22 protein-coding genes are annotated in these 25,104 nt (G+C 60.4%); 19 read left to right on the top strand and 3 right to left on the bottom strand.

What is annotated here, in order from left to right:
• The first annotated feature begins 1 nt into the window (after position 1).
• Complete coding sequence (locus AUL39_RS04195; RefSeq protein ID WP_059053884.1) at positions 2 to 1,168, top strand: iron-containing alcohol dehydrogenase; 1,167 nt, start codon at positions 2 to 4, stop codon at positions 1,166 to 1,168.
• Positions 1,169 to 1,306: 138 nt separating this feature from the next.
• Here the strand turns inward: AUL39_RS04195 and AUL39_RS04200 are convergent, their stop codons facing one another.
• Positions 1,307 to 2,227 (bottom strand): zinc dependent phospholipase C family protein, encoded by a 921-nt coding sequence (locus AUL39_RS04200; RefSeq protein ID WP_059053886.1) that lies wholly within the window; start codon positions 2,225 to 2,227, stop codon positions 1,307 to 1,309.
• 177 nt (positions 2,228 to 2,404) lie between these two features.
• Here AUL39_RS04200 and AUL39_RS04205 point away from each other — a divergent pair, with 177 nt between their 5' ends.
• The 5 genes from AUL39_RS04205 (at position 2,405) to AUL39_RS04225 (ending at position 7,916) form a co-directional block, all read left to right on the top strand.
• Positions 2,405 to 2,971, top strand: a complete 567-nt coding sequence (locus AUL39_RS04205) for a manganese efflux pump MntP (RefSeq protein ID WP_059053888.1) — start codon at positions 2,405 to 2,407, stop codon at positions 2,969 to 2,971.
• 232 nt (positions 2,972 to 3,203) lie between these two features.
• Positions 3,204 to 4,361, top strand: a complete 1,158-nt coding sequence (locus AUL39_RS04210; RefSeq protein ID WP_059053891.1) for an ABC transporter substrate-binding protein — start codon at positions 3,204 to 3,206, stop codon at positions 4,359 to 4,361.
• Positions 4,362 to 4,430: 69 nt separating this feature from the next.
• The gene (locus AUL39_RS04215) at positions 4,431 to 6,152 is read left to right on the top strand and encodes an ABC transporter permease (protein ID WP_059053894.1); all 1,722 of its coding nucleotides are present in this window, start codon (positions 4,431 to 4,433) and stop codon (positions 6,150 to 6,152) included.
• 3 nt (positions 6,153 to 6,155) lie between these two features.
• Positions 6,156 to 7,232: an ABC transporter ATP-binding protein gene (locus AUL39_RS04220; protein WP_032110949.1), complete on the top strand. Its 1,077-nt coding sequence runs from the start codon at positions 6,156 to 6,158 to the stop codon at positions 7,230 to 7,232.
• 144 nt (positions 7,233 to 7,376) lie between these two features.
• Entirely contained in the window at positions 7,377 to 7,916 is a 540-nt protein-coding gene (locus AUL39_RS04225; RefSeq protein ID WP_059053897.1) for an HdeD family acid-resistance protein, read from the top strand.
• A gap of 386 nt (positions 7,917 to 8,302) precedes the next feature.
• On the opposite strand, the gene AUL39_RS04230 is transcribed toward AUL39_RS04225, so the two are convergent.
• Entirely contained in the window at positions 8,303 to 10,393 is a 2,091-nt protein-coding gene (locus AUL39_RS04230; protein ID WP_059053899.1) for a glutamine synthetase III family protein, read from the bottom strand.
• A 389-nt stretch (positions 10,394 to 10,782) separates the two neighbouring features.
• On the opposite strand from AUL39_RS04230, the gene AUL39_RS04235 reads away from it, so the two are divergent.
• A complete protein-coding gene (locus tag AUL39_RS04235) occupies positions 10,783 to 11,442 on the top strand; it encodes a bifunctional 4-hydroxy-2-oxoglutarate aldolase/2-dehydro-3-deoxy-phosphogluconate aldolase (RefSeq protein WP_082667221.1) in 660 nt (219 codons plus the stop codon).
• Positions 11,443 to 11,507: 65 nt separating this feature from the next.
• A complete protein-coding gene (locus AUL39_RS04240; RefSeq protein WP_059053901.1) occupies positions 11,508 to 12,605 on the top strand; it encodes an iron-containing alcohol dehydrogenase family protein in 1,098 nt (365 codons plus the stop codon).
• 188 nt (positions 12,606 to 12,793) lie between these two features.
• On the opposite strand, the gene AUL39_RS04245 is transcribed toward AUL39_RS04240, so the two are convergent.
• Positions 12,794 to 13,675, bottom strand: coding sequence for a MurR/RpiR family transcriptional regulator (locus tag AUL39_RS04245; RefSeq protein ID WP_059053902.1), 882 nt, complete (start codon positions 13,673 to 13,675; stop codon positions 12,794 to 12,796).
• A gap of 335 nt (positions 13,676 to 14,010) precedes the next feature.
• Here AUL39_RS04245 and gndA point away from each other — a divergent pair, with 335 nt between their 5' ends.
• The 11 genes from gndA (at position 14,011) to polA (ending at position 25,097) form a co-directional block, all read left to right on the top strand.
• On the top strand, positions 14,011 to 15,450 hold the full coding sequence (gene gndA / locus AUL39_RS04250) for an NADP-dependent phosphogluconate dehydrogenase (protein WP_059053905.1): 1,440 nt from the start codon (positions 14,011 to 14,013) through the stop codon (positions 15,448 to 15,450).
• Positions 15,451 to 15,492: 42 nt separating this feature from the next.
• Positions 15,493 to 16,305: a PTS sugar transporter subunit IIC gene (locus AUL39_RS04255; RefSeq protein WP_268873218.1), complete on the top strand. Its 813-nt coding sequence runs from the start codon at positions 15,493 to 15,495 to the stop codon at positions 16,303 to 16,305.
• A 54-nt stretch (positions 16,306 to 16,359) separates the two neighbouring features.
• Complete coding sequence (locus AUL39_RS04260) at positions 16,360 to 17,286, top strand: PTS system mannose/fructose/sorbose family transporter subunit IID (protein WP_082667223.1); 927 nt, start codon at positions 16,360 to 16,362, stop codon at positions 17,284 to 17,286.
• Between the two features lie 49 nt (positions 17,287 to 17,335).
• A complete protein-coding gene (locus tag AUL39_RS04265; protein WP_059053910.1) occupies positions 17,336 to 17,752 on the top strand; it encodes a PTS sugar transporter subunit IIA in 417 nt (138 codons plus the stop codon).
• A 24-nt stretch (positions 17,753 to 17,776) separates the two neighbouring features.
• Complete coding sequence (locus tag AUL39_RS04270) at positions 17,777 to 18,271, top strand: PTS system mannose/fructose/N-acetylgalactosamine-transporter subunit IIB (RefSeq protein WP_059053912.1); 495 nt, start codon at positions 17,777 to 17,779, stop codon at positions 18,269 to 18,271.
• A gap of 3 nt (positions 18,272 to 18,274) precedes the next feature.
• Positions 18,275 to 19,264, top strand: coding sequence for a D-isomer specific 2-hydroxyacid dehydrogenase family protein (locus AUL39_RS04275; RefSeq protein ID WP_059053915.1), 990 nt, complete (start codon positions 18,275 to 18,277; stop codon positions 19,262 to 19,264).
• A 93-nt stretch (positions 19,265 to 19,357) separates the two neighbouring features.
• Positions 19,358 to 20,077, top strand: a complete 720-nt coding sequence (locus AUL39_RS04280; protein ID WP_059053917.1) for an HAD family hydrolase — start codon at positions 19,358 to 19,360, stop codon at positions 20,075 to 20,077.
• Positions 20,078 to 20,091: 14 nt separating this feature from the next.
• The gene (locus tag AUL39_RS04285) at positions 20,092 to 20,748 is read left to right on the top strand and encodes a hypothetical protein (protein ID WP_059053919.1); all 657 of its coding nucleotides are present in this window, start codon (positions 20,092 to 20,094) and stop codon (positions 20,746 to 20,748) included.
• Positions 20,745 to 21,056: a UxaA family hydrolase gene (locus tag AUL39_RS04290; protein WP_059053921.1), complete on the top strand. Its 312-nt coding sequence runs from the start codon at positions 20,745 to 20,747 to the stop codon at positions 21,054 to 21,056. Before AUL39_RS04285 ends, AUL39_RS04290 begins: the two co-directional genes overlap by 4 nt.
• Positions 21,053 to 22,225, top strand: coding sequence for a UxaA family hydrolase (locus tag AUL39_RS04295; RefSeq protein ID WP_059053923.1), 1,173 nt, complete (start codon positions 21,053 to 21,055; stop codon positions 22,223 to 22,225). Before AUL39_RS04290 ends, AUL39_RS04295 begins: the two co-directional genes overlap by 4 nt.
• A gap of 121 nt (positions 22,226 to 22,346) precedes the next feature.
• Positions 22,347 to 25,097 carry a DNA polymerase I gene (gene polA / locus AUL39_RS04300; protein ID WP_059053925.1) on the top strand — a complete coding sequence of 917 codons (2,751 nt, stop codon included), beginning with the start codon at positions 22,347 to 22,349 and terminating at the stop codon, positions 25,095 to 25,097.
• Positions 25,098 to 25,104 lie beyond the last annotated feature (7 nt).

Raw genomic sequence — 25,104 nt, forward strand, 5'->3', positions numbered from 1 at the left:
CATGCTCGGAAACTTTACGTACGAGAACCCCTGCCGCGTGCACTTTGGCCCCAACGCCCTGGACGACCTGCCCGGCGAGCTGGCCAAGTTTGGCCCCAAGGTGTTGCTCACCTACGGTGGTGGCTCCATCAAGCGCAACGGCCTGTACGACAAGGTGATCTCAGCGCTCGCTGCCGCCGGCAAGACCGTGGTCGAGGTGCCCGGCGTCATGTCCAACCCCACCGCCGACAAGCTTCGCGAGGGCGCCCGCGTCGCTCGTGAGAACGACGTCGATCTTATCCTGGCCGTGGGCGGCGGCTCCACCATCGACTACGCCAAGGGCGTCTCGGTCTCCGCCTGGACCGAGGGCGACCCCTGGGAGCACCTCTACCTGCACATGGAGCAGCCCACCGGCAAGGTCATCCCCGTGGGCGACGTGCTCACCATGAGCGGCACCGGCTCGGAGACGAACGCTGGCTCCGTCATCACCAACCACGAGCAGGGCCTCAAGATCGGCCACGTCTTTGGCCCCGAGGTGATGCCCAAGTTTGCCATCGTGAATCCCGAACTCACCTTTACCGTGCCCGGCTACCAGATGAAGGCCGGCATCTTCGATGCCTTCAACCACATCCAGGAGCAGTACTTCTCCGGCACTGATGACAACACCTCCGACTACATGGCCGAGGGCCTCATGCGCAGCCTCGTGCACGCCAGCCGCATCGCGGTGAAGGACCCCACCAACTACGAGGCGCGCTCCAACATCAGCTGGGCGTGCACCTGGGCGCTCAACACGCTCATCGCCTGTGGCAAGTCAACCGACTGGGAGGTTCACATGCTGGGCCAGGCCATCGGTGCGGTGACTGACGCCACGCACGGTATGACCCTCTCCGCCGTGGCGCTGCCCTACTATCGCCTTGTCATGCCCTATGGCGTCGAGAAGTTCGCGCGCTTTGCTACCAGCGTATTTGACGTGCCCGCTGAGGGCCGCACAACCCAGCAGCTTGCCGAGGCTGGCCTTGAGGCTCTGAGTGCCTGGATGGACGAGATTGGCGTGGTGCGCCACTCGAGCGAGCTGGGCCTCACCGAGGAACTCATCCCCGCTGCCGTGAAGGCAACCATCATTCTGGATGGCGGCTACCACAAGCTCACGACCGGCGAGGTTGCGCAGATCTTCCGAGCGAGTCTGTAGTCCCGCCTCCGTCTCCCCCTCCCGTTCTTTATCGGAGTCTGAGAATCTCGCCAAAATCTACCTGCGGAAACGTCGAGAAGATTCTCAGAAACCGATAAAGAATGTGGGGGGGATGGTCTCACGTGGACGTGGCCGTCCCTACGCCGGGCGACCGTCGTAGTTGAGGCCGCCCACAATGGCTTCGAAGCGCTGCTTGTCCCCGCGCACGAACGCCTCGGCCAGCTGCGGGTACGTCACAAGAGCCTCCTCGAACAGATCGGCAAAGCTCGCGTGGCGCTTCTCGCCCGTAAAGGGGTTGGCCCACTCGCGGCGCTCGAGGTTCGCCGATGCACACTCGTCCGACTCGGTTACGCGGTGGGCAAACGCCTCCGCCATGGAGTGCGGCCGCGCCAGGCGCTCAACCGCCCCAATGAGGCGCGTCTTTGGCGAGTCCGCCGGCTCGATCCGGCGGTACACCCATTGGTAGTCGCTCACTGCTGCACCGTACTCCTCGGGTCCAACGTTGAGGCCAAAGACGGCAAGCGCCACCTGCGAGAAGATCGTCCCGCCAACGCGGTCGATGCGCCCCGTGCGCATGAGATCAGAGGCTGGGTGGTGCTCGAGCACCGTCACGTGGCGCTTCTCCCAGAGAATCCAGGAGTCTATGTCGCTCTCGATGATTGCGTGAATCTCGTGCGAGGCGTCGGAGAGGCCGGGCTGCTCCAGCAGCGCGTACTGCTGCGCGTAGATCATGGGGTGTGCTGTGCGGTCCAGCACGTAATGGCCGAGAAGCCCCAGCGCAAACGCCCTGCCAATCCGCTCGTCCTCGAGGGGCAGGTGTCCCACCGAGGAGCGAATGTCGCCAAACGCATCGGTGACGTGACTGGCGTGCATGTCGTGCGCGAGGTGACGGCATGCGGCAACGCGTGCCGGGATGGTACGGAAGCGCACGAAGAAGGGATCCGGGCCCTCGTTGCCCAGAAGGAAGGCGAGAAGTTCCTCCTCGCCGTCGACAAGGCCCTCGGGAAGACGCTGTGCCGCGTCCTCACCAAAGATGTGATGCGTTATCAGAGAGGGCATGCTCGCGCTCCTTGGGTACGCCATGCAGGCCGCGCCCACGGCCAGCAACGGATGCAAATCAAGCCTTTAGGATAATCTAACTCGTGCGTTTTGGGGAGCGGTACAGCCATTACCTTACGTTGCGATTGCTTGGGTAGCATTAAGAGCTTGATTGTCGTCTGCCTTCAGGGAGTCAGATTGAGCCTGCTGGAGATTGTCGTACTCGGCCTCGCCCTCTCAGCGGACGCATTCTCGGTCACTATCTCGAACACCTTTGCCTACAGGAACGAGCGCATCTCCAGGCTCGCGCTCATGCCGGTCTTCTTTGGTGTCTTCCAGGCACTCATGCCCGTTGCTGGCTACTATCTGGGCGGTGTCGCGGCGGACTTCATCGAGAGCTATGCGGGCATCGTAACCCTGGTCATTCTGGGCATCATCGGCGGCAACATGGTGCGCGAGGGCGTCTCGTCCATTCGCGCGTGCCGTAACTGCGAGCCCGCGCCCACGAAGGGGAGGCTTACCCTCTGGATCCTCTTCGTCCAGGCCATCGCCACCGCCATCGACGCCTTTGCGGTTGGCGTTTCGCTGCGCGCGCAGGCCGTTGACCTGGTCTTCTCGGTGTGCACCATCGGCCTTACCACTGCCATCTGCTGCGTCATCGCGCTGGCGCTTGGGCGCAAGCTGGGCACGATCCTCGGCGACCGCGCCGAGATCCTTGGCGGCTGCGTGCTTATCGGCATTGGCATCAAGGCGCTGCTGGCATAAGCCCGGCGCCGTCTCCCCATGCGAGAACAACCAAGCCCCGCTCACGGCCTCGGTATGCCGCTTAGGGGGACCCTCTCCCTCGGTAATCGAATTCTGTAAGAAAAATAAACGAGAAGTGTAAAGCTTGATAAAAGAACCAAGGCTACGTGGCCTTGGGGGCATAGGGAGAGCCGCGGCATGCCACGGCGCAACGTAGCGGGCCTCAGGAAGGCCCGTCGGATTGGGGTGTCTCATGAAGAACGTATCTCGTAGGGAGTTTCTTGGCACGACTGCTGTCGCAGCAGCAGGCCTTGGCCTTGCCGCGTGCGGTGGATCAGACACGTCGGGCTCCAGCTCCAGCGGCACCGACACCAGCTCGAGCTCCGGCTCGGACGACCTGTCCCGCATCGCGAGCGACGACGTGATCGAGGCCGCCAAGAAGGACGGTAAGCTCGTGGTCTACGGTTCCTGCGAGGAGCAGCACGTGGCCGCCTGCGCCCAGCACTTCCAGGAGCTCTTTGGCATTGAGACCTCCTATCAGCGCCTCTCCACGGGCGAGGTCGAGTCAAAGGTGGAAGAGGAGAACGGCAACCCCTCCGCGGACGTCTGGTTTGGCGGAACCACCGATCCCTACAACGTTGCCGTGACCAAGGGCATCCTCGAGCCCTACGAGGCAAAGAACGCCTCGCACCTCATCTCGGACAAGTTCCGTGACGCCGATGGCAACTGGTACGGCATCTACAAGGGCATCCTCGGCTTCTTCTACAACAAGGACGAGCTCGAGCGCAAGGGCCTCGATGTCCCGCAGGACTGGCCCGATCTTCTCGACGAGAAGTACAAGGACCTCATCTGGATGTCCAACTACAACACGGCCGGCACGGCTAAGCTCATCCTCAACACCGTCATCCAGAAGTACGGCCACGACGACGGCATCAAGTACCTGGTAGACCTGGACAAGAACGTGCAGGTCTACACCAAGAGTGGCTCTGGCCCGTCCAAGAACGTGGGCACCGGCGAGTGCACCATCGGCATCGGCTTCCTGCACGACGCCATCTACCAGATTGTCGACAACGGCTACCAGAACATCGGCCTTGTGATCCCGTCCTCCGGTGCCTCCTACGAGGTTGGCGCCACGGCCATCTTCAAGGGCTGCAAGCACGAGAACGCCGCCAAGCTCTGGATCGAGTACGCTCTCTCGCCGCAGTGCGTTGAGCGTGCCCAGGAGGTTGGCGCCTACCAGTTCCTGGTCATCGATGACGCAAAGCAGCCGGCGGTTGTCGAGGAGTACGGCCTCGATCCCAACAACGTCATGGACTACGACTTCGAGGACGCCAAGGAGAACACCGAGCAGTACGTCTCTGACATCATGAACGCCCTCGGTGGCGGCGACGACCGCTTCCAGACCGAGTAGCACCCTGCCTTCCGCCCCGGGGCGTCGCATGCCTCGGGGCGGAGTGCGTCAAGCGAGAGGAGAGATGCCATGGCACGAGGTCAGAGTGCTCGGCTGGACCAGAAGAAGTTGCTGGCAGATCCAATACTGGTCACCACGATCATCGTCCTGATCGTGTTCTTGACCCTATTCATCCTATATCCGCTGGCAATCCTGCTCGTCGATGCCGTGGTAGGGGAGAGCGGCCCCACGCTTTCCGTGTTCCAGCGCGTGCTGGCGATGCCGTCCTTCGAGACGGCCATCAGCAACACGCTGGTCCTGGGGCTCTTCGTAGGCATAGTGGCCACGCTCATCGGCCTGCTCTTTGCCTACGTCGAGGTATACGTCAACCTCAAGTCACGCTTCATGAGCGGGCTCTTCAAGCTCGTCTCCATGCTCCCCGTGGTCTCTCCGCCGTTTGTACTGTCGCTTTCGGTGATCCTGCTCTTTGGCAAGGCGGGCCTCATCACCCGCACGCTCCTGGGAATCTATGACAACAACGTCTACGGCTTCTGGGGCATCGCCCTCGTGCAGACGCTCACGTTCTTCCCCGTGTGCTACATGATGTTCAGGGGACTGCTGAGAAACATCGACCCTTCCCTTGAGGAGGCTGCGCGCGACATGGGCGCCTCTCGCTGGAAGGTCTTCACCAGCGTCACACTGCCGCTCATCCTGCCGGGCATGGGCAACGCGTTTCTCGTCTCCTTCATGGAGTCCATCGCCGATTTTGCGAACCCCATGATCATCGGTGGCTCCTACGACACGCTTGCCACGTCCATCTACCTGCAGATTACGGGCGCCTACGACAAGCAGGGCGCCTCTGCCATGTCGTGCGTGCTTCTCGGTATCACGCTCATTATGTTCATCGTCCAGAAGTACGTGCTCGAGCGTAAGAGCACGGCAACACTCACGGGCAAGGCCGCGCGCGGTCGCATGCTCATCACCGACAACTCTGTCCGCATCCCGCTCTCGGTCCTGTGCGGTGCCGTTGCCGTCTTTGTCGTGGCGCTCTATGTGTGCGTGCCGTTTGGCGCGCTGTTCAAGACGTGGGGCTATGACTACTCGCTCACGCCCAAGTGGTTCATCCAGGTCTTTACCCTCCACCACGGCTTCGAGGCCTTTGCCGACTCGTTTGGCCTGTCGCTCATTGCGGCACCGCTTACGGCCCTGCTATCGATGGTCATCGCCTACCTCGTGGTGAAGCGGCGCTTCCCCGGCCGCGGCTTCATCGAGTTTGTCTCCATGCTCGCCATGGCCGTGCCCGGCACCGTCCTGGGCGTCGGCTTCATCCGCGGCTTCTCGAGCGGCGTCTTCCACTCCGGGTTTATGCAGGGGCTCTACGGAACGGCGGCCATTCTCGTCATCGTGTTCATCGTGAGGTCGCTGCCAACCGGTACGCGCTCGGGCATCTCGGCGCTGCGCCAGATCGACAAGTCCATCGAGGAATCCGCCTACGACATGGGCGCCAACAGCTTCCAGGTCTTCATGACTGTGACGCTGCCGCTTATCAAGGACTCGTTCCTCTCTGGCCTCGTCACCGCCTTTGTGCGCTCCATCACGGCAATCTCGGCGGTCATCCTGCTGGTCACGCCGCAGACGCTCATGATCACCGTGCAGATCAACGAGTACGCCGAGAAGGGCGCCTATGGCATTGCCTGCGCCTTTGCCACGATTCTCATCATCATCACGTACGCGGCCGTCGTGCTCATGAATGTCTTCATCAAGCACTTTGGCACCAGCGCAAAGATCAACGCTCAGAGCGAGGGGGAGTAACCCATGGCCAAGGAGAAGAAGGGTGTGCGCCTTGAGCACATCTCCAAGATCTATCAGGACCCCAAGACAAAGAAGGACTTCTACGCCGTCCACGATGCCAACCTGGAGATAGCGCCCGGTGAGTTCGTGACGCTGCTTGGCCCCTCTGGCTGCGGAAAGACCACCATCCTGCGCATGATCGCCGGCTTCGAAAGCCCGGACGAGGGACAGATCTACCTGGGCGGCGAGCCCATCAACGACCTTACCCCCAACAAGCGCGACACGGCCATGGTCTTCCAGAGCTACGCTCTGCTCCCGCACTACAACATCTTTGATAACGTGGCGTACGGCCTCAAGATCCGCAAGCTCCCCGCCGACGAGATTCGCGACAAGGTCACGCGAATCCTGGGCATGGTTGGCTTGGAGGGCATGGAGGATCGCATGACCAACCAGCTCTCGGGTGGCCAGCAGCAGCGCGTTGCCCTGGCGCGTGCCCTGGTCATCGAGCCCTCGGTCCTGCTCTTCGACGAGCCCCTCTCCAACCTGGACGCCAAGCTGCGCGTGGAGATGCGCACCGAGGTGCGTCGCATCCAGCAGGAGGCGGGCATCACCGCAGTCTACGTGACGCACGACCAGTCCGAGGCCATGGCAATCGCCGACAGGATCATCGTCATGAAGCGTGGCGTCATCGACCAGGTTGGCGACCCGCACGCCGTCTACTATCGTCCCGTCGACGAGTTTGTGGCCGACTTCATCGGCGAGTCCAACTTCCTGCGTGGCAAGCTTGCCGAGAAGGAGGGTGACACGGGCGTCGCGACCATCGAGGGGCACAGCGTTGAGGTTGACGGCGTTTCCGCCCACAGCGTGGGCGATGACATCACCCTGGTGCTGCGTCCCGAGGCGGCCACCCTCGCTGACGAGGGCGTCCTCCACTGCAAGGTCACACTCTCGCGCTTCATGGGTAGCTACCAGAACTATCAGGTCATGGTAGGCAACACCCTTGTCAAGATTCAGGACTTCAACCCCAAGACCCACAAGATCTACGAGGTGGGCGACGATGCCTTTGTGAGCTTCACAAAAGGTGACGTTCACGCACTGTGAGACAAAGGGAGTTTCCCTTTGTCTCATTCGACGGGCGTCTTCCTGCGCCATGGGCGGGGGAGGCGCCCGTTCTTGGTATTGGCGGGTAGAATCGATGGGTATGAGCAGAGTGTGTCAGTTTGTTAGCGCGTCTGGAGGCATACCATGGACCAGAAGTTTGCAAGCACTAAGTTGGGAACCATCGTCTCTGGCGTTGCGCTGGCGGCTATGGGCATCATTCTCTTCACCAACCCGCAATCCGCCATGCTTACGATCACCGTCATGCTTGGATGGGTGCTGGTTGTCATGGGCATTGTTTCTCTGGCGAGCGCGCTCACGCGCTGGAGCGTGATCCTCTCGACTGCCGACCTCTACGCCGGCATCGTCGAGCTGCTCTTTGGCATCCTTCTGGTGAACATCCCAGGCTTCTTTGTGACGTGGATCTTCATCCTGCTGGGCATCTTCATCCTGGTCTCCGGCCTCAACTCCCTGTACGGCGCAAACGCCTTGCAGGCGCTTGGCCTGCCGAGGGCTGGAACCGCCAAGGTGGGTGCCATTCTCGCCATCGTGCTGGGTGTGCTGGTGCTGTTCTCGCCTGGTCTCTTTGCTGATACGACCGTGGTCATCTGCGGCATTGCGCTGGTCTACTGTGGCATCGTGCGCATTGTGGATGGCGTGCGCATGCCGAGCGAGCACCGCGCGTAGGGAAACTCGACTGGCATAGAGACACTTAGGAGCGGCAGTCGCCAGTTGTTGAGTTGCGCGTGACTTGGGCCTTAACTCTTATTCTCGCCGGCCTGACTCCGCGATGTTGAGAGCCCCGTTGCCCAAAAATTGCGGATGCCGGCCCTTTTTAGATGAATTGCCAAGTACGAAGCCTCTAACCTTTTGCGGAACCGCAGGTAGGGAAATGGTACTCGTGAGGTGATACTAAGCGGGACCCTAAATTTTGACCGGCAACCGCAAATTTTGGGCAGGGAAGTCCCCTAGATGCATTCGGAGTGACGTCAAAGCGGTTGCCGCGGCCAAAGAAGAGCCCCGCCGCAAGGTTGGTTGCGGCGGGGCTCCAATCGCTCGCTTTCGTCCTGCGCTTACACGTAGAACAGCATCTTGTTGTAGCTCGGAACAGGCCAGTAGTCGTGGCCGCAGACCTTCTCCATGTCATCGACAGCGGTGCGCAGCGCGGTCATTGCGGGGATGACGACGTCGCGGTAGCAGTCATCGGCTGCCTGCGGATCCTCAAGGCCCTTGGCCTGGGCGTTCTTGGCCTCAAGGTCATCCACGGCGTCAGAGATGGCGTTGATGCCGTCGGTGAGGACGCTTACCATCTTCTTCTCGGCCTTGGCGTCGATGCCCAGCTCAGCCTTAGTCGCGACGCTCGTGGCGATGTCGCCGGAGTAGTCGAAGAGGGCGGGCAGGTACATGTGGCGCGTCATGTAGACCATGGTGTTGGCCTCGATGTTGAGCAGCTTTGCGTACTGCTCGGCCTTGGCCACGTAACGAGCGTGGACCTCGGACTCGCTGAGGACGCCGTACTTCTCGAAGAACTTGATGTTCTCGGGCTTGATCAGCGCGGGGAGAGCATCCGGCGTGGTCTTGAGGTTAGGCAGGCCACGGCGTGCTGCCTCGGCCTCCCACTCCTCGGAGTAGCCGTTGCCATCGAAGAGGATGCGCTGGTGGTCACGGAAGGTGTGGCGCACGAAGCGCATGGCGACGGTAGTGAAGTCCTCGTCGGCACGGTCGGCAACGTAGTCCACGAAGCGCTCGCACTGCTCGGCGACTGCGGTGTTGAGGATGACGTTGGGATCGGAGAGGTTCTGCTGGCTGCCGCACATACGGAACTCGAACTTGTTGCCGGTGAAGGCGAACGGGGAGGTGCGGTTGCGGTCTGTGTTGTCGCGCAGGACCTCGGGCAGCTGCGGGACGCCCAGGTCAATGGACTCGCGATCGTGGGCCTCGGGCTGCTCCTTCTTCACGAGTGCCTCGACGATAGGCGTGAGGGCGTCGCCCAGGAAGACGGAGATGATCGCCGGAGGCGCCTCGTTGGCGCCAAGGCGGTGGTCGTTACCGGCAGAGGCCACGGACATGCGCAGCAGGTCGGCGTGGTCGTCGACGGCAGCAACCAGGCAGGCGAGAAAGACCAGGAACTGCAGGTTGTCCTGCGGGTCGTCGCCCGGCTCGAGGAGGTTCTTGTTGTCAGCGCAAAGCGACCAGTTGTTGTGCTTGCCGGAGCCGTTTACATAGTCGAAGGGCTTCTCGTGCTGCAGGCACACCAGGCCATGGTGAGAAGCGATGAGCTTCATCTTTTCCATGGTGAGGAGGTTGTCGTCAATCGCGAGTGAGCCCTTCTCGAAGATGGGGGCAAGTTCGTGCTGGCTCGGCGCGACCTCATTGTGCTTGGTCTTGGCAGGGATGCCGAGCTTCCAGAGCTCGTCATCGAGCTCCTTCATGAACTCGTTGACCGTGGGGCGAATGGCGCCGAAGTAGTGTTCCTCGAGCTCCTGGCCCTTTGCGGGCTCGCAGCCAAAGAGGGTGCGGCCGGTGAGGATGAGGTCGGGGCGGGCCTGGTAGTCCTCCTCCTTGATGAGGAAGTACTCCTGCTCCGGGCCGATGGTGGTGTAGACGCGGTGCGGCTTCTGGCCAAAGAGCGCCAGCAGGCGCTTGGCCTGCTTCTCGAGGGCGACCTCGGAGCGGAGCAGCGGGGTCTTCTTGTCGAGCGCCTCGCCGGTGTAGCTGATGAAGGCGGTGGGGATGCAGAGGACCTCGTCCTTGATGAAGGCGGGGCTGGTGGGATCCCACACGGTGTAGCCACGGGCCTCGAAGGTGGCGCGCAGGCCGCCGGAGGGGAAGCTCGAGGCGTCGGGCTCGCCCTGGACTAGCTCCTTGCCGGAGAAGGTCATGAGCACGGAGCCGTCGCCCTTGGGGGAGATGAAGCTGTCGTGCTTCTCGGACGTGATGCCCGTCAGCGGCTGGAACCAGTGGGTGTAGTGCGTGGCGCCCTTCTCGAGTGCCCATTCCTTCATGGCGTGGGCGACCTCGTTGGCGATGTCGATGTCGAGAGGCGCGCCCTCCTTGATGACCTGCATGAGCTTCTTGTAGGTCGGCTTGGGGAGGCGCTCCTGCATGTCCTTGTCGGTGAACAGCAGGCTCCCGTATTCCTCTGAGACCTTGTCTGTGGCCATACTGCCTCTTCTCCTGTCCCTGAACTTTCCCGGAGGTACCGCGCGAGGGTTGCTGCCCGCCCTGTACCCTTGTACGCACACCACTGTACCGTGGCTTTGTTTCCCAAAGCGGGAAGAGCTTGTTTCCACGCAATTTCAAGGAAGGGAAGGTTGGGGGACAGAGGGGCGTCTGGGGGCATTTGGCGCCTCCAACCGCACCGTACGCTCGCAAGAGTCACAGAGATTCGCGAGTAAAAGGGGCGTGCGGCTATCGAGGGGAAATGAAGGCGGGCGCAGCCGTGGCAACAACAGGGAAAAACAAAGAAAATTTTCCAAATTGTTGAGGAAAAAAAGAAAAAACTTTTCTATAATGGTTCACGTAACGGACGGAGCGGGCCAAGGAGACACTCATGACAGATTATATGAAGCAGGATGGCTTCTATGAGAATGTCGAGAAGATCGGCGTCATGCCGGTTGTCGTTCTCGAGAAGCTCGAGGATGCAGTTCCCATGGGAAACGCGCTTACTAAGGGCGGCCTGCCTGCAGCCGAGGTGACGTTCAGGACCTCCGCGGCGGCCGATTGCATTCACGCCATGGCAACCAAGTGCCCCGACGTCCTCGTTGGTGCGGGAACCGTACTCAACCTCGACCAGGCAAAGCGTGCGGTGGATGCTGGCGCGAAGTTCATCGTGAGCCCCGGTTTTGACCTCGAGGTTGTCGATTGGTGCCTCGCTAACAAGATTGACGTGATTCCCGCCGGTGTGACGCCGACCGAGCTCACGACCCTGGTCAACCGGGGCATCGAGGTCACCAAGTTCTTCCCTGCAGGCATTTACGGTGGCATCAAGGCCATCGACGCACTGGCTTCGGTGTTTGTTGGGCACCGCTTCATGCCTACCGGTGGCGTCAACGCCGATAACCTCCGCGATTATCTCAGCGACAAGGCGATTATCGCTGCTGGTGGCACGTGGATGGTGAAGCCCGCCCTCTTCAGCGACGGTGACTTCACCGAGGTGGAGCGCAAGTCCGCCGAGGCAGCAAAGATGGTTCGCGAGATCAGGGGCATGTAGGCACCAGGTGCGGCATGCAGGCAACGTGGCTGTCGCTCAGACGGCTGACGAGAGGAGCAGATTCCATGGCAAGCAGCACAACTAAGCTCGACAGCGCAATCAAGTTTGGTGCAGGAAGGTATCGGCAGGAGAGCGGCCTTCTCGACCACATTGGCGAGGAAATTCGCCGCTTTGGCCGCAGGGTCCTTGTCGTTGCCGGTCCGCGTGCATGGGATGCCGTGAAGGACAAGTTCACCGCAAGCATGAACGAGTCCGGCATTGACTTCCAGCTGGAGGTTTTTGGCGGATGGTGCTCCTTTGAGGCGGCAAAGGAGCTTGCCGACAAGGCCCACGCCTACGGCGCGCAGGAGATCGTTGGCATTGGCGGCGGCAAGATCATGGACCTCGCAAAGGCGGTTGGCGAGGTGGCAAAGCTCGGGACTGTCAACGTCCCCACCTCGGCATCCACGTGCGCCCCGTTCACGTGCATGAGCGTCATGTACACGCCGGAGGGTGGCAAGAAGCTCAGCTGGAGGTTCGACCACGAGATCGATGCCTGCCTCATGGACATGGACGTGATTGCGAACTGCCCCATCCGCTACAACGCGGCAGGCATCGTTGACGCCATGGCCAAGCGCATCGAGATGCTCAACGGCCAGCCCGCCCTCAAGGAGGAGGACACGCCCATCGACATATTCTCGGCCTATAGCATTGCGTGCTACACGTACTCGGTGCTGGAGCAGAATGCCCTCAAGGCAATCGAGGACAACAGGCAGCACAAGGCAACAAAGACGCTCTACGACGTCGCGTTCATGAACGTGCCGGTGACGGGCGTCATCGCCAACACCACCAAGAGCTTCAAGCAGTCTGAGCTTGCTCACGTCATCTACGATGGCGTTCGCACCATCTTCACCAAGGAGGCGGCTGACGCAATCCACGGCGAGATCGTGGGAGTTGGCCTCTTCTGCCAGCTCTACTTCAACGGCCAGGAGGACAAGGAGGCCGAGCTGCGCGAGTTCATGCGCAGCATGGATATGCCGCTGACCCTCTCCGACCTTGGCATCGAGCCGACCGAGGAGAACATGGACAAGCTCGAGGAGTACATCGCGAACTCTCGTCACTTCACGAGCACCGACCCGGCGGACCGCAAGCGCCTGCACGACGCGGTTCACGAGATGGCATAGGCACTTCTCATACACCTATTCCGCGTCTGTGGGGAAGCCCGCGGAGCGAAGGGAAAACGACCCCGGCTGCCTTGGGGGAGAGGCAGCCGGGGTCGCGTCTTAGTGCGGGCGTCTGTTCGTGCAGCCCCGCGCGCATGCGCCTATCCGCGCGCAGGAACCGCCCTACTGGGCGCCTACTGGGCACTGTCCTACAGCTGGGACATGTAATTCTCGGGGTTGTCCAACTTGGTGAGGCTGATGGCAGACCTAATGGCGTGCAGGGATTCCGGAACGCCAGGCTTGCGGAACATGACGGTCGTGTAGAGCGAATCGATGAGGGCAAGCTGGGCGATCCTGCTCGAGAGCGACTCCGAGCGGTACCCCGTCTCCTCAGATGCCGAGAGCAGGATGACGTCCGCGTATTGCTCCAGGTACTTAGAGGGGTAGCTTGCTACGGCAATCACCTTTGCGCCTGCGTCCTTCGCGATGCGCGCGATGTTGATGATTCCCTCTGAGAGGCCCGTGTGGGTGATGGCAAAGATGCAGTCTTCCTTCCCGAGAAGAGAGGCCTGCATGAGCTGGACGTGGTAGTCAGCGGCGAACTGGACTTCGATAGGGGAGCGAAGGAACTTCTGGTAAGCGTCATAGGCGACGGCATTCGACTCGCCGCTTCCGTAGAACGAGACGCGCCGTGCATCAAGCAGAAGCTGGACTGCCTTGTCGAGATCGTCTGCATCGAAGAGCTTCGCCGTGTCCTCGAGCGACATGACTGAAGAGCGAAAAACCTTCTTCGCAATGTCGATGGCCGAGTCGTCACGCGAGACGTTCTCGTGGACCGAAATCTCCGGATTGTAGGCATCGGTGAGAAGGTCGTTCCTAAAATCGCGATAGCCCTGGTAGCCGAGCTTCTTCGTGAACTTGAAGACCGTGGAGTCCGCCAGGCCAAGGGTGGAGGCCATCTCGGAGATTGTCATGAGCGAGGCGTCATCGGGGTTGGCAATGACGTACTCGGCAATCTCCCTCTCCTTGGAGGAGAAGGAGGGCATGGCAGCCTTGATCTTGAGCAAGACCGAACTGTTGTGGACGGGCATGGCGCACTCCAATGTTTCCAGAGAAATAGCGCGATGGGGTAGGGCTTGTCGCCGGTGGCCCAAGGGGGTCTTTCCAGTCCTTGTCCCAACAGGTGACCTTAAATAAACATTAGCAGGTCAACGGCGATTTATCCGCAGAAGTGGAAGAAGCCGCAATCTTATCACTTCCCCTTCGCAAAAGATAAAATTGCCATCCACACATATAAGAAATGAAATCTCAACAGTACGTCCACAAAAAATATTTCTCCGTTTAGAGAAAAAAGAAAAAAATTACTTGAAAAGTGTCATAGTATGTAGCCGTTACGTAGGCAAGTGCTGCCGACGAGAGGAGCAATATGGGTAGTTACGTTGGGGTCTTTGGCATGGGCGTCATGGGACAGAGTCTCGCCCTGAACATCGCCAGCAAGGGGTACTCCGTTTCTGTCTTCAACAGGCACGGCGAAGCCACGAAGAAGTTCATGGAGAACCGCGTTCAGGGTCACGAGGACCGCATGAAGCTCGTGAGCGACTCCTACGACCTCAAGTCGTTCTGCGATTCTCTCGAGACTCCTCGCAAGATCATCCTCATGGTCAAGGCCGGTCCCGTCGTGGATGCCGTTACCGACGAGCTTCTCCCTTACCTTGAGTCCGGCGACATCGTTATCGACGCTGGCAACTCGTACTACAAGGACACCAAGCGTCGCATGGATTACTATGCCGAGAAGGGCATCAACTTCTTTGGCATGGGCGTCTCCGGTGGCGAGAAGGGCGCCCTCGTTGGCCCCTCCATTATGCCCAGCGGTGACAAGAACCTCTACGACACCTACCTTGCCAAGCTCCTCACTGACATCTCGGCCCATACCGCTGATGGCTCGCCTTGCTGCGATTACATTGGTCCCGAGGGCTCTGGCCAGTACGTGAAGATGGTTCACAATGGCATCGAGTATGGTGACATCCAGAACATCGACGAGGCGTACTGGATCATGAAGCAGCTTCTCGGCATGAGCAACGCCGAGATGGCAGACGTCTTCGAGAGCTGGAACAACGGCCGTCTCAACTCGTTCCTGGTCGAAATTACCTACAAGATTCTGCGCGAGAAGGACCCCGAGACCGGCGACGACCTCATCGACCACATCCTCGACGAGGCGGCCCAGAAGGGCACCGGCATGTGGACGGCCATTGACGGCCTCGAGATGCACATGCCCATCCCAACCATGGCCGAGGCGGTGTTCGCCCGCAACCTCTCTGCCATCAAGGGTCAGCGCGTCGAGGCCTCCAAGGTCTTCTCCGAGAAGCCCGCGGCGCACATCGAGGACAAGCAGGCCTTCCTCGCCGACCTCGAGCAGGCCGTGTACGCCAACAAGATCATCGCCTACGCGCAGGGCTTCCAGCTTCTGTCCGCCGCCTCCGACGAGCACAACTGGGACCTCAAGCTCGGCGACATCGCGCTGCTGTGGCGTGAGGGTTGCATCATCCGCGCTGGCTTCCTCGATCGCATCAAGTCCGCATACAGCGAGGGGAAGAAGGTCGTGAACCTCATCCTTACGGACGAGTTCCGCGAGGAGATCAGGGCTGCCATCCCTGCATACCGTCGCGTCGTTGCCAAGGCCATCGAGTGCGGCCTCTATATCCCCACGATGGTCGCCTCCCTGCAGTACTTCGATGGCTATACCTCCGAGAAGCTCGAGGCCAACATGTGCCAGGCCCAGCGCGACTGGTTTGGCGCGCACACGTTCCATCGCGACGACCGTCCGCACGACGAGTCCTTCCATCACACCTGGGAGAAGCTCGACTAGCTGTCTAGCAGCAGAGCATTTTTCTCCTGGTCAAACTTGTGGTTGATTGCGGTCTTCGTAGCCGCAATCGAGTCCCGAGCCCTTGGCTACGCGACTCTTACAATGAGGTTTTCTCCTCTCATGACGGGCATGTGGGTTGGTCTTGTCCTTGGCAACATGGAGGTGGCAATGGTCACGACTGCCGCCATCCAGCTCATCTACATGGGCGTCGTTGCTCCTGGTGGCCCGCTTCCCTCTGAGCCGTCCATCTCTGCGGCAGTCGCCGTCTCTGCGGCAGTCATCGGTAACCTTGACCCCAACGCAGCGGTTGCAATCGCAGTCCCCGTTGGCCTGCTCGGCAGCTATCTCTACCAGCTCCGCTTCTTCCTGAACACCTTCGCCATCCAGAAGATGGATGTCTATGCTGCTGAGGGCGAGAGCCACAAGCTCGCGTTCTGGATTGGCGCCGTTCCTACGATGATTTCGTTCGCACTGTTTGTGCCCACCATGTTCATCGCTCTTTACCTTGGCGCTCCTGTCATCTCCGACTTCATGAACTCCATCAGCAACGGCCCGATCCTGCATGCCCTCAACACCGTTGGCGGTGGCTTGGCTGCCCTCGGTATCGCAGTCACCATGCACGTCATCGGCAACCAGAAGCTCCTGCCCTTCTTCTTCCTGGGCTACTTCCTGGTCGTTACCGCCAACCAGTTCGTGAGCGGAATCAACGCCGTGAGCACCGCTGCGTCGCTTGACGTCACGATGTCCAGCATCACTACTGTTACCTGGGCTGCCTTCGGCATCATCATCGCCTTCCTGTACACCCTCTTCACCGCCAAGAAGGAAGAGGACGAGGACGAGGATGACGAGGACTAGCACCAACAACTTTGACATCCCCAGCCAAGGCAACCTAGAAGGGAACCAATCACAATGAGTGAGACGCTTTCCAACGATTATCATGACTACCTCAACAGTGAGGGCATGATTGAGGCCGACCCCGCTCTCATGCTCGGTGACGAGAACGCACCCGAAGAGATTACCAAGCACGACCTGTTCAAGGCTTGGTTCCGCGGATGGTGGGCAAACGAGGTTCCACACTCGTTCGACCGTATGATTGCACCCGCATTCCTCTTTGGCCTCATGCCGATCCTCCAGAAGCTCTACAAGAACAAGGTCATGCTCGGCGAGGCGTACCAGCGCCACATGGTGTTCTTCAACACCCAGGCAATCTGGGGCCAGGGCCTCATCACCGGCATCACCGCTTCGCTCGAGGAGGAGCGCGCCAAGGCGCTCCACGAGGGCAGGGCAGACGAGGCAATCAGCCCGCAGATCATCAACGCAACGAAGGTCGGCCTCATGGGCCCGCTCGCCGGCATTGGTGACTCCATCGACTCCGGTACCGTTCAGTACATCTTCATCGCTATGTTCCTGCCGCTCGCTCAGCAGGGCAGCGCATGGGGCGCTCTGCTCCCCTGGATCTGCTTCACGGTTGCAACGTTCATCTACGGCTTCGCTTTTGTGAAGCTTGGCTACAAGATGGGCCGTCGTGCCGCGCTTGAGGTCATGAAGGGCACCAAGATCAAGGCCGTCATCGATGGCCTGGGCGTTCTCGGACTGTTCATGATGGGCATTCTGGCAGCTAGCTACGTCAAGGTGTCCACGCCCATCTCGTTCGAGCTGTCGGGCAAGACCTTTGCCATCCAGACCATCCTCAACGGAATTCTTCCTGGGTTCCTGCCGCTCCTGGCCGTTGTCCTTCTGTACCTGTACTTCAAGAAGAACGGCCTCAAGATCACCAAGGCCATGATCATCTACACGATCGTGCTTCTCGTGCTCGGCCTTGTGAACGTCCTCTAGGATTAGGTTTTAGGAAACCATTTACCGTCTGTCTATAGGAGGTCCTCCGTTGAAGGAGAGAAGAGTTCTCGTCATCACGCACGGCCACTTTGGCGAGGAGCTCGTCAAGAGTGTCGAGATGATCATGGGCAAGCAGGACTACGTCACGGCAATGGGGCTTTTGCCTGGTTGTTCTGTTGATGACCTCAGGGAGAAGGCGTTTGAGGTCGTTGCCAAGAACGATGCCGACGGCGCCGACACCATCGTGTGCTGCGACCTGTTTGGGGGCAGCCCCAGCAACGTTGCACTCTCCTGCCTAGGCAAGAGCGACTGCAAGGTCGTGCTTGGTGTTAACATGCCCATGCTCGTCCAGCTTGCTCAAGACATCCATGATACGGAGGACCTCGACGAGCTCGTCAACACTGCAGCGCAGGCAGCCCGTGACGGCGTTGTGGTCAAGGACAGGGCAATTCTGCTCGGGAAATAGCGAAAGAAAAGGCAGGTAGTTATTATGGCAACCATCAACCTCACAAGAATTGACGATCGCCTCATCCACGGCCAGGTCATGCAGGTCTGGTCCAAGGGCAACGGCACCAACACGATCTACGTCGTTGACGATGACACCGCCAAGGACGCGTTCATGAAGGAGATCTACGAGTCGACCCAGTCTACCGGTGGACTCAAGATCAAGGTCTTCTCCGCCAAGGGCCTCGTGAAGCAGTATGCAAAGAACCAGTTTGGCGACAGGAAGCTCATGCTGGTCTTCAAGAACGCGGACTACGTGAAGACGGCTGTTGAGGGTGGCGTGCCTATCACCTCGGTCGATGTGGGCAACGTCTGCAACAAGCCCAACACCGTGCAGGTCATCAAGACTGTCTACCTTTCGGACAAGGACTACGAGGACCTCAAGGAGATTTCTGACAAGGGCGTCGAGGTCTATTTCCAGAACATTCCTTCGAGCGAGAAGCTCTCGATGGATGACGCTGCTAAGAAGATGGGAAAGTAGGGCATGAATTATCGGATCGCTATCGTCAACTCCTCCTCGTTTGGGCAGCACTTTCCCGAGCACATCAAGCGTCTCGAGAAGATTGGTCCGGTAGAGCGCGTTCGTGTCGCCGGCGACTGCCACGGCAAGGAGCTTGCCCAGGCGCTCGAGGGATACAACATCGTCATCGCGTCGGTGACCCCCTTCTTTGACAAGGAGTTCTTCGACAACAAGCGCGACCTCCTTCTCTTGAGCAGGCATGGAATTGGCTTTAACAACGTTGACGTCGACGCGGCCGCCGCATGCGGCACGCTCGTGACCACCGTCTCGCCGAAGGTCGAGCGCGACGCAGTTGCAGAGGGCGCCGTTGCGACGCTCATGGACTGCATGCGCCGCGTGAGCGACTCCCACGTGGCGGCGAACGAGGGCCGTTGGGCGGAGCGCGCCAGCTTCCTCGGCAACGGGCTCTCTGGCAAGACGCTTGGCATCATCGGCTGCGGCAACATCGGAAGCAGGGTCGTCGAGATTCTCAAGCGCGGCTTTGACATGCGCGTTCTTGCCTGCGATCCCAAGCACTTCGAGCACTGGGCCGATGTCCTGGGCGTCGAGTACACCGATCTGGATACCGTCGTGAGCAACTGCGACGTGCTTACCCTGAACGCCGATCTCAACCCCACGTCCTACCACATCCTTGGCGAGGAGCAGTTCTCCAAGATGAAGAAGGGCGTCTACGTGGTCGACAATGCCCGCGCGGACCTCATCGACCAGCAGGCCATGCTCAAGGCCCTCGATGACGGAACGGTTGCCGGTCTCGCCATCGACGTCATGCATGACGAGCCGCCTAAGCCCGATGACCCGTACTTCAACCACCCCAAGGTACTTGTGACCACGCACATCTCTGCATACACGCAGGAGTGCCTTGTCGAGATGGGCGAGAAGTGCGTTGGCGACGTCGAGCGCTACGTCAGGGGCGAGGAGCCTGTCAACGCAAAGAACGTGCCGGTCAAGCGTTAGCATCTATAGCGTTGCCGGATGCATGTTGGTGAGCTACACAGTGTCGCTCTGCATGTTTGTGCGGGGCGACACCGCTTTGTGACTGGAGGTCATATGACCCAGAGATGCATACGCGCTGTCCTGTTCGACATGGATGGGCTTACGCTCGATACCGAGTCAATTGGATACAACGCATATCTCCGTGCTGGAAGGAAGTTTGGCTTCCAGGTTAACGAGCGGCTTCACATGGATTTGGGCGGACGCACAGAGCCCGAGATTATCGCCGAACTCAAGCGCCTGTTCGGTGACGACAAGGACATCGTTGGATGGCGTTCCTATATCAACCATCAAAAGGACGTCATCCTTCGCGAGCGTGGTCGGGCCGGCAAGAAGGCGGGCCTGCTCGAGCTTCTCTGCTACCTCAACGAGATGCACATTCCCTATGCCCTGGCAAGCTCCACCAAGAAGGAGAAGATCCTCGAGCTCCTCTCGACGGAATACCTTGTTCATGCCTTCCCGGTGATTGTGAGTGGCGATATGGTCACTCACGGCAAGCCTGACCCCGAGATATTCCTAACCGCTGCTTCCAAGCTGGGCGTCGACCCGTCCGAGGCGCTTGTTCTCGAGGACGCCCGTGCGGGTATCGAGGCAGCTCACCGGGGTGGCTTCCGCAGCGCGTTCGTCTATGATGACGTGACCAAATATGGGACTCTCACCAGTGGCTATCCCATTCTTGTCGACCTTCCCGACCCGCACGACGCAGGTCTGCTCGCAGATTTCAAACCACATGATCTTGAAGAGGTCATTCCAATCATCAAACAGGCAAACTCTTAACGGAGGTGGAAGGCATGCAAGACGTGGTCATTCGTACCGATACGGGCAAGCTGGTCTCAATATCGGTGGCATATGTGATTTTGGGTGCGTTGTTCGTCGGCTTGGGCGCAACGGTTGCCGATGGGCCGGTTGTTGTTGGCCTCTGCTGTGCCGTCGCTGTGGTCGCGCTGCTTGGTCTTATTCACAACGTGGTCGAGATCGCTCACTCGCGCGTCCTGTTCAAGGCCGATTCGAAGGGCGTGACCGACTACACGAAGAAGGACGATGTCGTCTTTGTCCCGTGGGACCACGTTGAGAGGATCGATCTCAAGGCAGCCAACAACGAGGCTCTCATGCTCGATGTCGTAGGCTTCAAGACGATTGACGAGATGGGCGATTTGACCCCGGAGCAGCGTCAGATGGCCGAGCAGAATGGTGGCAAGGGCTACTACCTCCTCGAGCTCTCTGGCATGTGGGTCTCTCACAAGCACATGGAGCAGGCGTTCGATGACATCTCGGTTCTTGCGGCCCGCTACAATCCCGACGTTGTGTGCACGGGGTTCCAGGACAGCCTTGCCACCCACTCCAAGAAGGGGCGGGAGCGCCTGGAGCGCCAGCAGCGCCGTCGCGAGCAGGAAGTGAAGAAGCGCCTTGCCGAGGAGGAAGGCAAGTCTGGAGATGACGGGCAATGAGTGGTGACACGAGTTCCTGCGTGCCCGCACTCCGGCTGAACGAGCACGATGACGTTGCCTGTCTTCTTGGACCGGCGTCGAAGGACGACCAGATAGAAGTGAGGGATACGGACGGTGCCGTCGTCGACACGGTGGCAGCGCGTGCCGATATTCCCCGTTTCCACAAGGTGGCGCTCAGGGACCTGGGGGCAGGCGAGCGCCTCACTAAATACGGTGAGGTCATTGGGACTACGAGCTCGGCAATAACCCGTGGCGACTACGTGCACGTTCACAACCTCGTGAGCGCAAAGGTGGGTGTTGGCAAATGATGGGCTATGTGCGACCCGATGGCAGGTACGGCGTCCGCAACTATGTGCTGGTGCTCTCGAGCGTCGGCTGCGCGAATCATGTTGCCGACCTCATAGCGAAGGGCATCCCTGGTGCGGTGTCACTTCGCAACGCAAAGGGCTGCGGCCAGCTTGGGAAAAGCGCCGAGATGATGTCGCGCTGCCTGGTGAACCTCTCGCAGAACCCCAACGTCTTTGGAACGGTCGTGGTTGGCCTTGGGTGCGAGACCATGCGTCCCCACGAACTGGCTCAACGCATGAGGAGCCTCTCGGACAAGCCGGTCTATGACATCACGATCCAGGAGGAGGGCGGTTCCAGCGCGGCGGTAGAGAAGGGTCGCACGCTGGTAAAAGAGCTGGTGGAGCGCGCAGAGAAGGTAACTCCGTCCGAGATGGGGCTGGGGGACCTGGTCCTTGGGACCAACTGCGGGGGCTCGGACGCCACGAGCGGCATCGCCGCCAACCCAACCATCGGTTATGTGAGTGACGCCGTGGTTGGCGCGGGCGGAACGGTGTTTCTGGGGGAGACTACCGAGCTCATTGGAACTGAGCACATTCTTGCTCGTCGTGCGGCCTCTCCCAAGGTGCGCGATGACATTCTCCGGCTTGTGGGCACTCTCGAGAACGACCTGGTAGCATCCGGGGTTGACGTGCGCGGGGCAAATCCCTCCCCGGGAAATATGCGTGGCGGCCTTAGCACTCTCGAGGAAAAGGCGCTTGGCGGTATCAGCAAGGGTGGGACGTCGAAGATTCAGCAGGTTATCGAGTATGGTGCACGTCCGAGCCGCAAGGGTCTCATCATTATGGACACGCCCGGCTATGATATCGAGTCTGTCTCTGGCATGGTTGCCGGCGGTGCTCAGGTTGTCATCTTTTCTTCCGGCAGGGGTACTCCGACCGGTTGTGCGCTTGCCCCAGTGATCAAGGTTACCGGCAATGACGAGACCTTCTCGTCTATGGGCGAGAACATAGACTTTGACGCCTCGGGAGTCATCACCCAGGGAGAGAGCGTTCACGACGAGGGCAAGCGTTTGCTTGAGCTGCTCGAGCGGGTTTGCTCTGGAGAGCAGGCTGCCTCTGAGCGTCTCGGCTTTGATGACTTCTCGCTCTACCACAATATGGAACTGTGGGGTACGTGTAGCTTCTCCTGAGGGGTGGCTCCCTGTCGCCGTCTGCGAAGCTGTGGGCACCTCTCGCTCATCGTGCCGCCGTAGCCAATTCTGTCCGGCTCCTCGGTAGAATGAATGGGTCAACACGAGAGGGGACAGGCTCATGTCAGAATCCGAGGAGATTACAATGGGCGCGCAGGCTGCCGAGGAGGGCACTGCGCGCCGAACCATAGCCGTCATCGACGGCAACTCGCTCATGCATCGCGCGTACCACGCCATCATGCAGCCCATGACCGCACCGGACGGCCGCTCGACCAATGCCCTCTTTGGGTTCTTCAACATGTTCATCAAGATGGTCGAGACCTTCCATCCCGACGGCATCATCTGTGCCTTCGACAAGGGCAAGCCCAAGGTGCGCATGGAGAAGCTCCCCCAGTACAAGGCGCAGCGCCCGCCCATGGACGATGCCCTTCACGAGCAGTTCCCTATGGTGAAGGACTTGCTCCATGTGCTTGACGTGCCCGTCTGCGAGCTTGAGGGCTGGGAGGGCGATGACATCCTGGGCACCCTTGCACGTCGCGGCGAGGCCGCGGGCTACGAGATGCTGCTCTTTACCGGCGACCGTGACATGTACCAGTTGGCAACCGAGCACGTGAAGATCGTCTCCACCAAGAAGGGCGTCTCGGAGGTCCAGATCATGACCCCCGAGAGCGTCGATGACCTCTACCACGGCATCACGCCCGACTTGGTGCCAGACTTCTACGGTCTCAAGGGCGATACCTCGGACAACATCCCCGGCGTGCCGGGCATTGGCCCCAAGAAGGCAGCCGCTCTCATCGTGAAGTACGGCAACCTCGATGAGGTCATTGCCCATGCTGACGAGGTCAAGGGCAAGATGGGCGAGAACCTCCGCGCGCACGTAGACGATGCCTTGCTCTCTCGCGAAATTGCGACCATCCGCACCGATGCCCCCATCGACATCGAGCTCTCTGACGCAAAGTTTCCCACCTTCGACCCCGCCGAGGTCACCAAGGCCTTCTCGGCGCTTGGTTTCACGGGGCTCACGGGCAGGCTCACCCGCCTTGGCGGGAGTGCCCCGCGCGTTATGGCTGCGGGCGAGCGGAACGCCGCGGCGGATTCCGTGACTGCTGCAGTCCCTGCCGCGCCCGCTGTCATCGCGGTGCCCAAACCGTTCGAGGCAGACGCCGCTGCCGCTGCTCTCAAGGACGCCGTCAGGGCTGGAACTTGGCTTGGTTGCGCCGTCGAGGAGGACCCGTCCGCAGGCACGCTGTTCTCGCAGGGCTTCACGCTGTGGGTTTCCGTTGCCGACGACGTGCTTCTGCGCTTTGCCGGCGATGCGGCGAACGCCGCGCTGAGGCTGGCGTTTGCGGAGGGCCACGTGGCGGCGGGCGACGTCAAGGCGCTCTTCCACCGACTCTCACCGGTCGACTCGTCGCTTCCCGAGACCATGGCAGCCGGAAGCGTTGTCCCAGACCGCATCTTCGATGTGGGTGTTGCCGCCTACCTGCTGGAATCCGACCGCTCCTCCTTTGAGGTGCGCGGCCTTGCCGAGCAGTTCCTCTCGTCTGCACTTCCGGAGGAGGACGCGGCACCCGCTGCCGCCGTCGAGGCTGTTGCCTCGCGCCTGCTGGTGCCGGTGCTTGCGCAGCGCCTTGCCAATGACGGTTCCGCGGACGTCATGGACAAGATAGAGATGCCCCTCTTGCCGGTGCTTGCGCAGATGGAGCGCGTTGGACTCTCCGTTGACCCCGCGATTCTCGCGCGCCAGTCCGCCGAGCTGGGCGTCGAGATAGACCAGATGGCCTCGGATATCCATGCCATGGCGGGAGAGGACTTCAACATCGATTCACCGCAGCAGCTCTCGCACATCCTCTTTGACGTGCGCAAGCTGCCGACGTTTGGCATGAAGCGCACCAAGCGGGGCTTCTACTCGACCAACGCCAAGGTCCTCGCCGACCTTGCCCAGACGGACGAGCTTGTGGCCAAGGTGCTGGAGTACCGCGAGCGCGCCAAGATCAAGTCGACCTACCTCGACGCGCTGCCGGCGCTCATCAGGGGAGACCATCGCATTCATACCACATTCAACCAGACGGTTGCGGCCACGGGGCGCCTGTCGAGTTCCGACCCCAACCTCCAGAACATTCCTACCCGCTCTGAGCTGGGGCATCGCGTGCGCACTGCCTTCACGGTGCCCGAGGGCTCGGTCTTTCTCGCTTGCGACTACTCGCAGATCGAGCTGAGGCTGCTTGCGCACCTATCCGGAGACGAGCACCTGATTGCGGCCTTCAACGAGGGTGCGGACTTCCACGCCGCAACCGCCGCGCGCGTCTTTGGCGTTCCCGTCGAAGAGGTCACGCCGCAGCTGCGCAGCCGCGCCAAGGCCGTGAACTTTGGCATTGTCTACGGTCAGCAGGCGTACGGCCTTGCCACCTCGCTCAAGATTCCGCGCGCCGAGGCGCAGCAGATGATTGATCGCTACTTCGAGGCGTATCCCGGCGTTCGTGCCTACCTCGACCAGTCCGTTGCATTTGCGCACGAGCATGGGTTCGCTATCACCATGTATGGCCGCAAGCGGCACATCCGCGAGTTCCAGCAGAGGAACAAGCAGCTGGTGGCCTTTGGCGAGCGCACGGCGATGAACCACCCCATGCAGGGCACGGCGGCAGACATCATCAAGATTGCCATGGTTCGCGTCGAGAAGCGCCTGGCCGAGGAGGGCCTCAAGTCGAAGCTTGTGCTGCAGATCCACGACGAGCTGGACCTCGAGGTGCCCGTTGACGAGATTGATGCGGCATCCACGCTGGTAAAGGAGACCATGGAGGGCGTGGCGCAGCTCAAGGTGCCGCTCATTGCCGAGGTCTCCTCCGGTGCCACGTGGGCAGACGCGAAATAAGGGGGCA

Origin of the sequence: Tractidigestivibacter scatoligenes (assembly GCF_001494635.1) — a bacterium.
Taxonomy (GTDB): domain Bacteria; phylum Actinomycetota; class Coriobacteriia; order Coriobacteriales; family Atopobiaceae; genus Tractidigestivibacter; species Tractidigestivibacter scatoligenes.

What these genes read in the sequence shown, in the direction of transcription:
- AUL39_RS04195 (WP_059053884.1), top strand. Translation starts at nt 2, where the DNA reads ATGCTCGGAAACTTTACGTACGAGAACCCCTGCCGCGTGCACTTTGGC.
- AUL39_RS04245 (WP_059053902.1), bottom strand. Translation starts at nt 13,675, where the DNA reads ATGCCCGTCCACAACAGTTCGGTCTTGCTCAAGATCAAGGCTGCCATG.
- AUL39_RS04200 (WP_059053886.1), bottom strand. Translation starts at nt 2,227, where the DNA reads ATGCCCTCTCTGATAACGCATCACATCTTTGGTGAGGACGCGGCACAG.
- AUL39_RS04270 (WP_059053912.1), top strand. Translation starts at nt 17,777, where the DNA reads ATGGCAACCATCAACCTCACAAGAATTGACGATCGCCTCATCCACGGC.
- AUL39_RS04240 (WP_059053901.1), top strand. Translation starts at nt 11,508, where the DNA reads ATGGCAAGCAGCACAACTAAGCTCGACAGCGCAATCAAGTTTGGTGCA.
- AUL39_RS04210 (WP_059053891.1), top strand. Translation starts at nt 3,204, where the DNA reads ATGAAGAACGTATCTCGTAGGGAGTTTCTTGGCACGACTGCTGTCGCA.
- AUL39_RS04260 (WP_082667223.1), top strand. Translation starts at nt 16,360, where the DNA reads ATGAGTGAGACGCTTTCCAACGATTATCATGACTACCTCAACAGTGAG.
- gndA (WP_059053905.1), top strand. Translation starts at nt 14,011, where the DNA reads ATGGGTAGTTACGTTGGGGTCTTTGGCATGGGCGTCATGGGACAGAGT.
- AUL39_RS04235 (WP_082667221.1), top strand. Translation starts at nt 10,783, where the DNA reads ATGACAGATTATATGAAGCAGGATGGCTTCTATGAGAATGTCGAGAAG.
- AUL39_RS04230 (WP_059053899.1), bottom strand. Translation starts at nt 10,393, where the DNA reads ATGGCCACAGACAAGGTCTCAGAGGAATACGGGAGCCTGCTGTTCACC.
- AUL39_RS04215 (WP_059053894.1), top strand. Translation starts at nt 4,431, where the DNA reads ATGGCACGAGGTCAGAGTGCTCGGCTGGACCAGAAGAAGTTGCTGGCA.
- AUL39_RS04275 (WP_059053915.1), top strand. Translation starts at nt 18,275, where the DNA reads ATGAATTATCGGATCGCTATCGTCAACTCCTCCTCGTTTGGGCAGCAC.
- polA (WP_059053925.1), top strand. Translation starts at nt 22,347, where the DNA reads ATGTCAGAATCCGAGGAGATTACAATGGGCGCGCAGGCTGCCGAGGAG.
- AUL39_RS04295 (WP_059053923.1), top strand. Translation starts at nt 21,053, where the DNA reads ATGATGGGCTATGTGCGACCCGATGGCAGGTACGGCGTCCGCAACTAT.
- AUL39_RS04290 (WP_059053921.1), top strand. Translation starts at nt 20,745, where the DNA reads ATGAGTGGTGACACGAGTTCCTGCGTGCCCGCACTCCGGCTGAACGAG.
- AUL39_RS04225 (WP_059053897.1), top strand. Translation starts at nt 7,377, where the DNA reads ATGGACCAGAAGTTTGCAAGCACTAAGTTGGGAACCATCGTCTCTGGC.
- AUL39_RS04280 (WP_059053917.1), top strand. Translation starts at nt 19,358, where the DNA reads ATGACCCAGAGATGCATACGCGCTGTCCTGTTCGACATGGATGGGCTT.
- AUL39_RS04220 (WP_032110949.1), top strand. Translation starts at nt 6,156, where the DNA reads ATGGCCAAGGAGAAGAAGGGTGTGCGCCTTGAGCACATCTCCAAGATC.
- AUL39_RS04285 (WP_059053919.1), top strand. Translation starts at nt 20,092, where the DNA reads ATGCAAGACGTGGTCATTCGTACCGATACGGGCAAGCTGGTCTCAATA.